Genomic DNA, 10,202 nt, shown 5'->3' on the forward strand with positions numbered 1-10,202 from the left:
AATTAATAAAATGAAGGGTTCTTTTTTGTTAATCATTTTAATGCTGTTTAGCGCTTGCAAGTCACAAGAACAAAACAAGAATATGAACGTGATCGCATCAGAAATTGAGTTTGAAGACAGGTTTCATTATCGGATGTCTTTGATTTCTGGATCTTTTTTGGTGTTGGACAATCAAAGTATGATGGATGAAGTTTTTGAAAAAATTAATAGTGATAATGTTCGGGGTGCTCCTATACCAATGGTCAATGAGGCAGAGACTTACCTTATCTTTAGGCCAGTACTCAAAACCTCTAATGATATAGAAATTAAAAAAATCACTTTTCAAGATGGAACATTAACGATAGATGTTGTTCCATTTAATGATCCGCAGATGGATGAAAATAATAAAGTGGAGCCTAATGTGCTAGTATGTGTTAAAAGAAAACTTGCCATTAGTAATGTAGTTATAATTCAGAATTAAATAGATATTTTATGAAGACTAAGTTTTGTGTTTTTATGTTTTCATTGGTGGGGATGATGCTATTCTCCCAAGAAAATTATTGGTCTAAAACCGACAAGATTGGCGAATCGCAGCTGAGGGAGAGAGTCAATGTGCCTGATAAATTTTTGTTATTTCATCTTGACTTTTTAAAAATTAAATCAGATTTGTCTAATGCACCAGCTCGTTTTTCGAACAACGAAAGTTTTGTGTTAAAGTTTCCAGATTCAGATGGTAGCTTTAGAGACTATATTGTGCAGGAAGCCTCGGTTATGGCTCCAGCATTACAAGCTCAATTTCCGGAAATTCGTTCATTTGTTGGGTGGCAAAAGAATAATTCGTCAAATACCATAAGATTTAGTATCTCACCAGAGTTTGGTATCCATGTCATGTATTTTGATGGATGGGACATAAGTTATATGGATAGTTACACAAAGGATAATTCTACTTACATTGTGTACAAAAGAAAAGATATTAAGAATTCAACAAGCTTCAATTGCGAAGTAAGTTCTGATCTTAGTAATTTGGATCAAACAGCAGTCATGAGAGCTCCTTTGGTGCAAGATGGTTTATTTAGGACTTATAGACTTGCTTTGTCAGCGACTGCTGAGTATACTACATTTCAAGGGGGTACGGTTGCTTTAGCTTTAGCTGCAATGAATACGACCATGACAAGAGTGAATGGGGTTTATGAAAAAACGTTTGCTGTTACTATGCAATTGGTGGCTAATAATACCTCGATTATTTATACTAATAGTTCGACTGATCCTTACACAAATGGGAACGCTTCAACTATGCTAACTCAGAATCAAACAAATACTGATTCCGTTATAGGTACTGCTAACTACGATATAGGACATGTTTTTGGTACAAATAGTGGAGGGGTTGCTAATCTTGGGGTTGTATGTGTTGAATCATACAAGGCTAGAGGCGTGACAGGTTCAGGAGCTCCTGTTGGAGATCCTTTTGATATTGATTATGTAGCTCATGAAATGGGTCATCAATTCAGAGGAAATCATTCATTTAGGGCAAATACTGGTTCTTGTTCTGGCAATGCTAATACTACTACTGCAATGGAGCCGGGAAGCGGAAGTACTATTATGGCATATGCTGGAATTTGTACCGCAGTTAATAATGTGCAATCAAATAGTGATTCTTACTTTCATGGGGTAAATGTAACAGAAATGTATAACTTCATTATTGGGACAGGAAGTAATTGTCCAGTGACAACCCCTACAGGAAATAATGAGCCAACGGCTGATGCAGGAGCAGATTATATTATTCCAAAAGGAACAGCATTTATCTTAACAGGTGTTGGAGCTGATCCTGACGGAGATGCCATTACTTATCTTTGGGAACAATACAATAATACGAGTAATACACAGCCCCCTGTTTCCACTGCTACTGCAGGACCTGTTTATCGATCTTATTTGCCAACAACATCGCCAAGTCGTTATTTTCCAAAACTTTCATCTGTCGTAGCAAATAATTTGGTGCCAACTTGGGAAGTGACTCCAAGTGTTGCTCGAACTTTGAATTTCAATTTGTTAGTTAGTGATAACAAGGCAACAGGTGGTCAATCCGCTAAAGATGCAATGGTTGTAACAGTAACCAACGATGGACCTTTTACGGTTACTTCTCACACCTCTAATATTGCGTACACCGCAAATAGTTCTACAACAGTAACATGGAACGTTGCAGGAACCAATACGGGTACAATTAACACACCAACAGTAGACATTGTACTATCGAAAGATGGTGGACTCACTTTTGATACAGTATTGCTTGCAGGGACAGCTAATGACGGTTCTCAATCAGTTACCTTACCCAATTTAAATGTTTCGTCAGCACGAATTATGGTGAGGGCGGTTGGAAATATATACTATGCTCTTAATTCTTCAAGCTTTTCAATTACGGGTGCTTTGGCAACTAACGAAGTAGAGACAAGTACATTTGATATTTTTCCTAATCCGGCAAGTGAAACAGTGACGATAAGGTTAAAAGGCAAATCAGAAAAGGCGCAATATCTAATTCACGATGCGGTAGGAAGATTGGTATCAAAAGGAGTATTGAACAGAACAATAAGTATACCGTTGAATGGTTATGAAACTGGGAATTATGTAATATCAGTGTATTCGAGTAATGGAAAAAAACACTCAGAAAAATTAATCATTAAGAAGTAAGATAGATTATTACCTAATTATAAAAAATGCGCTAATTCTAGCGCATTTTTTTATGTTTTCATTTTAATGTCGATAATATAAGTGTTTAATTGTAGCTATTGACTTAGAGAGTCTTTACTCTTCATCAGGCGGGCGGTCTCCATAGGAATACATTTTCGGCATTTCCCATTTGTATTTTACAGCTAAAGTTCGGATAGCCACAATCAATAAAATGGTTGATATTTGGATGAAGGAGTAGGATAAAGTAGTTCGATTGGTCATTAACAAAAAAGCAGCTCCTCCAACAATACAAGCAGTCGCATAAATTTCTTTTCGAAAGATAAGCGGAATTCTATTAAGTAAAATATCTCTTATAATACCTCCAAAACAGCCTGTTATGGTTCCTAAAGTTAGACAAATCAAGGGATGTAAGCCAGAGTTTATTCCTTTCTGTATACCTATGATGGTAAATAGTCCCAGTCCAAAACTGTCAAACATAAAAAGAGTAACCCTAAAGTTTTTTTCGATAGATTTTACCAATACAGCAGTCACAGTGCTGATGAAAATAATCCCACAGATAAAGATATCATGCATCCAAAAAACAGGGACATCCAGTAGTAAATCTCTTACCGTTCCGCCTCCAACAGAGGTGATAAATGCAATAATTAGCACACCAAAAATATCAAAACGTTTTTGCATCGCCGCAAAAGCTCCTGACATTGCAAACGAAACGGTTCCTAAAACCTCTATAACGAAATTGAAATTTTGATGAAGCATTTTTATAAGTTGAAAAATTTAACTAAAAATTAATTAAGTGAAATTCTATGATGGTATTTTTTTATTTTTTTCTATGTAGTCAAATATATGTTGCATGGAAGGTAGGAAATATCCATTCTTTTTAGCCAATAAGAGTTTTTCATCTGTAATGTTATTTATATCGAGGGGAGGTAGATTGTTTTCGTCGAGTATACCAACTCCTCTTTTTATTTCTTTTAAAACTGTGGAAGCTTTAGTCCAAGGATAATAATTAATAAAAATGTTTAGTCGGTCAAAAGAAAATAGAGTTTTCTTTGTTTTAAACCCAAATATCTTATTATATTTTTTATTTAGTCGTTTAATATTTTTGAGGTCTATTTTTCCCTCTATATTGTCAAGCAAAAGAGGTTCGAAATAAATATTGATTTCAATATCACCAAAACTTAGAAAACCTTGAGCAAGTTTATTCCAGTTATAAAATACTCTGACAGTTCTGTTTTCACAGGTTCTAATAAGACCTTCATAATCTGCTATTTTTTCATTTTTAAAGCCCTCCTGACGTAAATCTATGAATATGTTTTTGTTGATGATTTTAGAATGAATCTTTTTTCCTGCAAAAGTATTGATACCGATCATTATTAAAGTAAATGTCAATAATATGATAGTTATACATGCACTAACAAGCAATTCTTTGGAGGTTATATAAATAGGAATGAAGAGAAGTGCAAAAATAATTATTAAATGTAAATATTTAAAAGCTAATTTTCTAATCATTTTTGTGATTTCAGTACTTTTTAATTTTATTATCTATACCCTAACCGCATCAGGAACAAGCAGCTCGTATTCGCCTTTATGGGAGATGATTTCCCTGACAATACTACTACTGATAAATGATTTTCCGGATGAGGTCAGAAGGAAGACTGTTTCCAGTTTTTTGTGAGCCAAAGTTCGGTTGGTATGTGCAATCGCTTTTTCGAACTCGAAATCGGCTGGATTCCTCAATCCTCTGATGATGAAAGTAGCCCCCTTTTGAAGGCAATAATCAACAGTCAGACCTTCGAAAAAATCAACTTCCACGTTCGAAAAATGTTCGGTGGACTTTCTAATGAATTCCATTCTTTTTTCCAAAGGGAACATATATTTTTTTTGGGAATTCTGACCAATTGCGATTATAAGCTTGTCAAATAAAGGCACAGCTCTTTCTATAATATCCAGATGTCCCAAAGTGATAGGATCAAAAGATCCTGGAAATACGGCAATTCTCATTTTGAATTAAGATTTTTAATTTTAGAGTTTAGCGATCTGCTTTCTCTAAAACGAATCATGAATAAATATTATTTTAAAAGTGCTTTCTCTACTTCGTTTCCGCACAAATCTTTGATAGAGATGCCGTAATGTTTTGCTTGCTGAGGCAGAATACTTGCTGGAGAAAATCCAGGATTGGTATTCATTTCCAACATATAAGGGATATCGTTCATGATAATGTATTCACTGCGCGAAAAACCACTCATTCCCAAACTTTCGTAAGCTTTCATTGCAATTTCTTCCACTTTTTTGGTAGCTTCAGGACTGATTCTTGCGGGGGTGATTTCTTCGGAAGCTCCTTCATATTTGGCTTCGTAGTCAAAGAATTCATTTTTGGATACAATTTCTGTGATACCTAGCACAATCGTTTTTCCGTGATAGTCGATAACACCTACAGAAACTTCTGTTCCATCAAGAAATTTTTCGATGAGGACTTCATTGTCTTCTTTGAAAGCAAATTCAAGTGCTTTTGGTAATTCTTCAATACTTTTCACCTTAGAAATACCCAATGATGAGCCGCTTTGATTAGGTTTTACAAAAAGAGGTAGTCCTAGTTCTTCAACAATCGATTCCGAAGAAATAGCGTCTCCTTTTCTGATATAAATACTTTTTGCAGAAGGAATGCCGTATTTGGATAGAACCGCAAGGGTATCTTTTTTGTTAAATGTTAGAGCACTTTGATAAAAATCACAACCTGTATATTTCTGGCCAATAGCGTCCCAATAGGCTTGTAAAATTCCATTTTCTCCTGGACTTCCGTGGATGATATTGAAGCAAACATCAAATTTTAATCTTGTGCCGTCTCCTAAGGTCACCGTGAAGTCTTCCTTGTTGATGGGTAGTTTTTCTTCGTTTTCTGTGAGAAAATACCATTCGTTTTTCAAGATGACAATCTTATATACGTGATAAAGTTCTCTATCTAGTGAGTCATAAATTAGCTGTCCACTTTTAAGGGAAACGACATATTCATCGGAATATCCGCCCATGACAATGGCAATATTTTTTTTGTTCATTTCTTTATACAAGTTTGGTAGCAAATGTACTGATTTTCTAAAATCACAAGAACTTAATTGGCAAAAATCTTATTTGATTCCTACGTTACTGTATTTAAATTAAATATTATTTATATTTGCCTTTGGAAAAAGTATTATTTATTATGCTAAAATCTCTTTTCAACTGGAAAGTTCTTGTAAATCTGTTGGTTGCGTCAGCTATTTTTGTTGGGCTGGTTTGGCTGACTTTTCGTTGGTTGGAATATCATACAAGTCACGGACAAGAAATTCCCGTTCCTAATGTAATGAATCTTACCGTGCAGAATGCGGTGAAGGTTCTTGACGATGCGGGATTAGAATATGAAGTAGATAGCTTCAAATATGATCCAAAATACAAACCTTTTCAGGTTTTAGCGGTATTTCCTGCTGCTGGATCAAGAGTGAAAGGGGGAAGAACCGTACTCTTAAAAGTTAATCCAAGATCTTGGGCTCCAGTTCAGGTTCCTGATGTTTTGGATCGATATATGGGACTTGCTTTTAGTCAACTTAATCAAGTTGGTTTAGCGGTTGGTGACACTATTTTTGAATCCAATGTTCAGAAGGATGCTGTTATCCGATTGATGTTGAATGGTAAAGTTTTGAAACCAGGAACCAAGCTTCCTAGATTTACAACCATTGATGTCGTTATTGGTACAGGTCCTAAAAGAAATATTGTTATTCCTAACGTAGTTGGACTAACTGTAGCAGAAGCTAAAGCTGTGATAGCATCTAGTCTTTTTGAAGTTGGATTGGTCGAGCATGAGGATGGAAGTGGAGATCCTTCAGATATTGTTTATTATCAGGATCCATCTCCTGGAGATATTAGGGATCAAGGAATGCAAGTGGACTTGTGGGCGAGTAAGAAGACGCCGGCTGAACTGCAAAACAAAATTTCTTATCTTAATTCGATTTATAGAATCAAAATTGATACAACATTACCGCCTGTCAGATTTGAGGAGTTTGAAGTTGTTGAAGAACACGTAACTCCACCACCGCCACCTCCTTCAACTGATAATTCGGTGAAACCTGCACCTGCGCCTTCAACAGGAACAACACCTGCGCCAGCTCAGAATAAAACGAATGCTGCGCCCAAGCCAGCGAGTACAAGTCCAAAGACTGATTCCAAATCTAATTCAAGTTCGAAGTAATTGGGGTTGGGTTAGTTGATAAAATTTAATTACAGGAAAAAAAGTACAGCTATTTGTTCTAAAGATGGTAAATGAATCCGAAGAGATTTTTGATGATGAAATTTTAGAAGGTTCTTCTCATGAAGAGGAGAACGAGGAACTGTACGAACATCTTAATCTAAAGGTTGATCCAGGACAAGAGCCACTACGAATAGATAAGTATCTTCTGATATTTCGTCAAAATTCTTCTCGGAATAAAATCTCTCAAACGTGTAGAGCAGGTAATGTTTTGGTCAATAAAAAGCCTGTAAAACAAAATTATCGTGTTAAACCAGGAGATGAAATCTCAGTAGTACTTTCAAGACCTCCTAGAGAGACGGTAATTATTCCCCAAGATATTCCGATTAACATTGTTTATGAAGATGACGACCTTATTGTAGTTGATAAAGAAGCTGGAATGGTTGTGCATCCCGGACACGGAAATTGGGATGGGACGTTAGTCAACGCATTGGCTTTTCATTTTGAGAAAAATGGAACTAAGTCTGACTTGGATAGAGTAGGGCTTGTTCATAGGATAGATAAAGATACCTCCGGGTTATTGGTAGTGGCAAAAACTGAGTATGCACTCAGTTATCTTGCTAAACAGTTTTTTGATAGAAAAACCAAAAGACTGTATTGGGCCTTTGTTTGGGGTAATGTTGCCAATGATGAAGGGACGATTACTGGTCATATTGGAAGGCATCAAAAGAATCGTATGCAGATGGCTGTCTATGAAGATGGAAGTCAAGGAAAGCATGCGGTGACACATTATAAAGTTTTAGAAAGATTTAGATATATGACCTGGGTCCAGTGCAAATTGGAAACCGGTCGAACACATCAGATTAGAGCTCACTTTAAGCATATTGGTCATACTCTTTTTAATGATGAACGCTATGAGGGGCATATTCCTTTAAGAGGAAGTCAGCTTCCAAAGTACAAGCAATTTATCAACAATGTATTTGAGGTTCTTCCAAGACATGCATTGCATGCCCACACTCTTGGTTTTATACACCCGACGACCAAAAAAGAAATGTATTTTGAAAGTCCAATGCCAAATGATATGGACTTAGCTCTAAAAAAATGGAGAAAATATTTGGAAAACCAATTATAATAAAAGTTTTTTTTTATATTTGTTGAACTGTAAACAATAACTTGTTATGAGAAAAATATTTGCTTTCGTATGTTTTGCATTAATTTCAGGAGCATACAATGCACAAGAAACTTTACCTTATTATCAGCAATACCTTTTTGACGGGGACTTTCTCTTCAATCCTGCACAATACGGTAAGACCGATGATGTACAATTAAATCTTAATTATCAAAAGCAGTATGCTAATTTTAGCGAGTCGCCTAATGTACAATCTGTCGGTATGCATGCTAATATTTTTGATAGAGTAGGTGCAGGTATGAGTGTTTTTAGAGATCAAAATGGTCCTTACACTTCTGGAGGAATAACATTAGGAGGTTCTTATTTTATCCCGTTAAGTGATGAAGGAGAAAGAAGAGACCAATTTTCTTTTGGAGCAAGTGTTTCTTTCTATAACATGAATATTGACCACACGATGTTGAATCCTGAGGATTTCAATGATCCAAGTTTGTATGGTGATCAAAGTAATATATTTTTGGCATATACCAACTTTGGTTTAGCAGGATCTTACAGAGGATGGTTCGGTGGAGCTTCAGTTAATGATATTGCTGTTAGTAATGACGAACCTATCGTTAATAATCAGGAGCCTTCTCCAATTAAGATTTTCATGAATTTAGGAAAAGATATTAATTTGGGAGATAGCTTCAAATTGACGCCTTCTGCATTAGTTAACCTTAACACTAATTCAACAAGATTAGCTGATTTCAATTTGGTAGGAACTGTTCATAATGATTATAATGAGTTTTCAGTCGGAGCAAGTTTCAGATATGCTCAGAACAGATATGATAACCAGAATCTTAGTATAGCTCCAGTAATCAAAGTGAAATTGAATAAATTAATGATTGGAGGTACTTATAACATTGGACTTTCTGATATTCAGGATTACGGTGGTAACAGTTTCATGGTTTCTCTTGGGTTCAACTTTGATAACTTCATCAACAAAAGAGGATTTAGATACTAAAGAAATTATTTTAAATAAATTTGTAGCTCTGATTTTTCAGAGCTTTTTTTATGATTTACATCCATATCCCTTTTTGCAAGCAGAAATGCAGCTATTGTAATTTTCATTTTTCTACTTCTTTGAAGTGGAAAGAAGAGATGTTGTCCGCAATTAGGCGGGAGATTTCACTTAGACACAATGAATTGGAGAATAAGACCATACAATCTTTGTATTTTGGAGGTGGAACCCCATCTATACTAAAGGTGGACGAAATCCAAAGACTGATTGATGAGGTTCTTCAGTATTTTTCCTTTTCTCAAGATATTGAGATTACCTTGGAAGCTAATCCAGATGACCTTAATAATGATTTTCTAAAAGGGTTATCTAGGACAGAAGTTAACCGATTGTCGATTGGTACCCAAAGTTTTTATGAAGCTGATTTACAATTAATGAATAGAGCTCACAATGCTTCGGAAGCTGAAAGTTCGATTAAAAGGAGTCAAGATTTTGGATTCGAAAATATCAGCATTGATTTAATTTACGGCAGTCCAACTTCGGATTTTGAAATTTGGAAAAACAACCTTCAGAGAACGGTCGATTTACAAGTTCCGCACGTTTCTTCATACGCTTTAACTATAGAGCCAAAAACAGCACTTGCTTCATGGATTAAGACAAGCAAGGTGAAATCTCCAGATGAATCTGTACAGAATAAAGAGTTTTATTACATGACAAATTTTTTGAAAGAGCATGGATTTCAACATTATGAGATTTCTAATTTCGGAAAACCGGGTTTTCTTTCAAGGCATAATTCAGCGTATTGGAAGTACGAACCTTATCTAGGAATCGGACCTTCTGCACACTCCTACAATGGTATTAACGAAAGAAGCTGGAATGTCTCTAATAATCAACAGTACATTAAGGATTTAGTAGACAATAAGCTTCCTAAACAGACTGAAATTCTATCCGAAAAGGACCAACTCAACGAAATGTTAATGATAGGATTGAGGACGACTTGGGGTGTTGATAAAACCAAGTTATACAACAAATTTTCGGATGAGCTTATTGAAGAATTTGAAAAAAATCTTAAAAGTCATTTAGAAGACCAAACCATCGTCTTTGAAGATGATTACCTCAAAATTCCTGAGAAGCACTGGTTTCTAGCTGATGGAATTGCTTCTGACTTGTTTGTGCTTTAAGTGTTGTTTGAATTTAAAGTT

The 10,202-nt window shown here is 35.5% G+C and carries 10 protein-coding genes; 6 read left to right on the forward strand and 4 right to left on the reverse strand.

Annotated elements, in window-relative coordinates:
- Both AC4AGG_RS13475 and AC4AGG_RS13480 read left to right on the forward strand, forming a co-directional pair.
- The coding region (locus AC4AGG_RS13475) for a hypothetical protein (protein ID WP_489772530.1) at positions 1-460 on the forward strand (460 nt) is incomplete at its 5' end.
- Between the two features lie 11 nt (positions 461-471).
- Complete coding sequence (locus AC4AGG_RS13480; RefSeq protein ID WP_489772531.1) at positions 472-2,661, forward strand: reprolysin-like metallopeptidase; 2,190 nt, start codon at positions 472-474, stop codon at positions 2,659-2,661.
- Between the two features lie 114 nt (positions 2,662-2,775).
- On the opposite strand, the gene AC4AGG_RS13485 is transcribed toward AC4AGG_RS13480, so the two are convergent.
- The 4 genes from AC4AGG_RS13485 to AC4AGG_RS13500 form a co-directional block, all read right to left on the reverse strand.
- Positions 2,776-3,417 (reverse strand): trimeric intracellular cation channel family protein, encoded by a 642-nt coding sequence (locus AC4AGG_RS13485; protein ID WP_489772532.1) that lies wholly within the window; start codon positions 3,415-3,417, stop codon positions 2,776-2,778.
- 45 nt (positions 3,418-3,462) lie between these two features.
- A complete protein-coding gene (locus AC4AGG_RS13490) occupies positions 3,463-4,170 on the reverse strand; it encodes a hypothetical protein (protein WP_489772533.1) in 708 nt (235 codons plus the stop codon).
- Positions 4,171-4,203: 33 nt separating this feature from the next.
- A complete protein-coding gene (coaD, locus tag AC4AGG_RS13495) occupies positions 4,204-4,662 on the reverse strand; it encodes a pantetheine-phosphate adenylyltransferase (protein ID WP_489772534.1) in 459 nt (152 codons plus the stop codon).
- Positions 4,663-4,730: 68 nt separating this feature from the next.
- The gene (locus AC4AGG_RS13500) at positions 4,731-5,714 is read right to left on the reverse strand and encodes a D-alanine--D-alanine ligase (protein WP_489772535.1); all 984 of its coding nucleotides are present in this window, start codon (positions 5,712-5,714) and stop codon (positions 4,731-4,733) included.
- 143 nt (positions 5,715-5,857) lie between these two features.
- On the opposite strand from AC4AGG_RS13500, the gene AC4AGG_RS13505 reads away from it, so the two are divergent.
- The 4 genes from AC4AGG_RS13505 to hemW all read left to right on the forward strand — a co-directional run bounded on the left by AC4AGG_RS13505 (position 5,858) and on the right by hemW (position 10,181).
- Positions 5,858-6,880 (forward strand): PASTA domain-containing protein, encoded by a 1,023-nt coding sequence (locus AC4AGG_RS13505; protein WP_489772536.1) that lies wholly within the window; start codon positions 5,858-5,860, stop codon positions 6,878-6,880.
- A 64-nt stretch (positions 6,881-6,944) separates the two neighbouring features.
- Positions 6,945-8,009: an RluA family pseudouridine synthase gene (locus AC4AGG_RS13510; protein ID WP_489772537.1), complete on the forward strand. Its 1,065-nt coding sequence runs from the start codon at positions 6,945-6,947 to the stop codon at positions 8,007-8,009.
- A gap of 46 nt (positions 8,010-8,055) precedes the next feature.
- A complete protein-coding gene (locus tag AC4AGG_RS13515; RefSeq protein WP_489772538.1) occupies positions 8,056-9,006 on the forward strand; it encodes a PorP/SprF family type IX secretion system membrane protein in 951 nt (316 codons plus the stop codon).
- A 50-nt stretch (positions 9,007-9,056) separates the two neighbouring features.
- Positions 9,057-10,181, forward strand: coding sequence for a radical SAM family heme chaperone HemW (gene hemW, locus AC4AGG_RS13520; RefSeq protein ID WP_489772539.1), 1,125 nt, complete (start codon positions 9,057-9,059; stop codon positions 10,179-10,181).
- The last annotated feature ends 21 nt before the right edge of the window (positions 10,182-10,202 follow it).

This window comes from Chryseobacterium sp. CG10_8 (assembly GCF_058117085.1).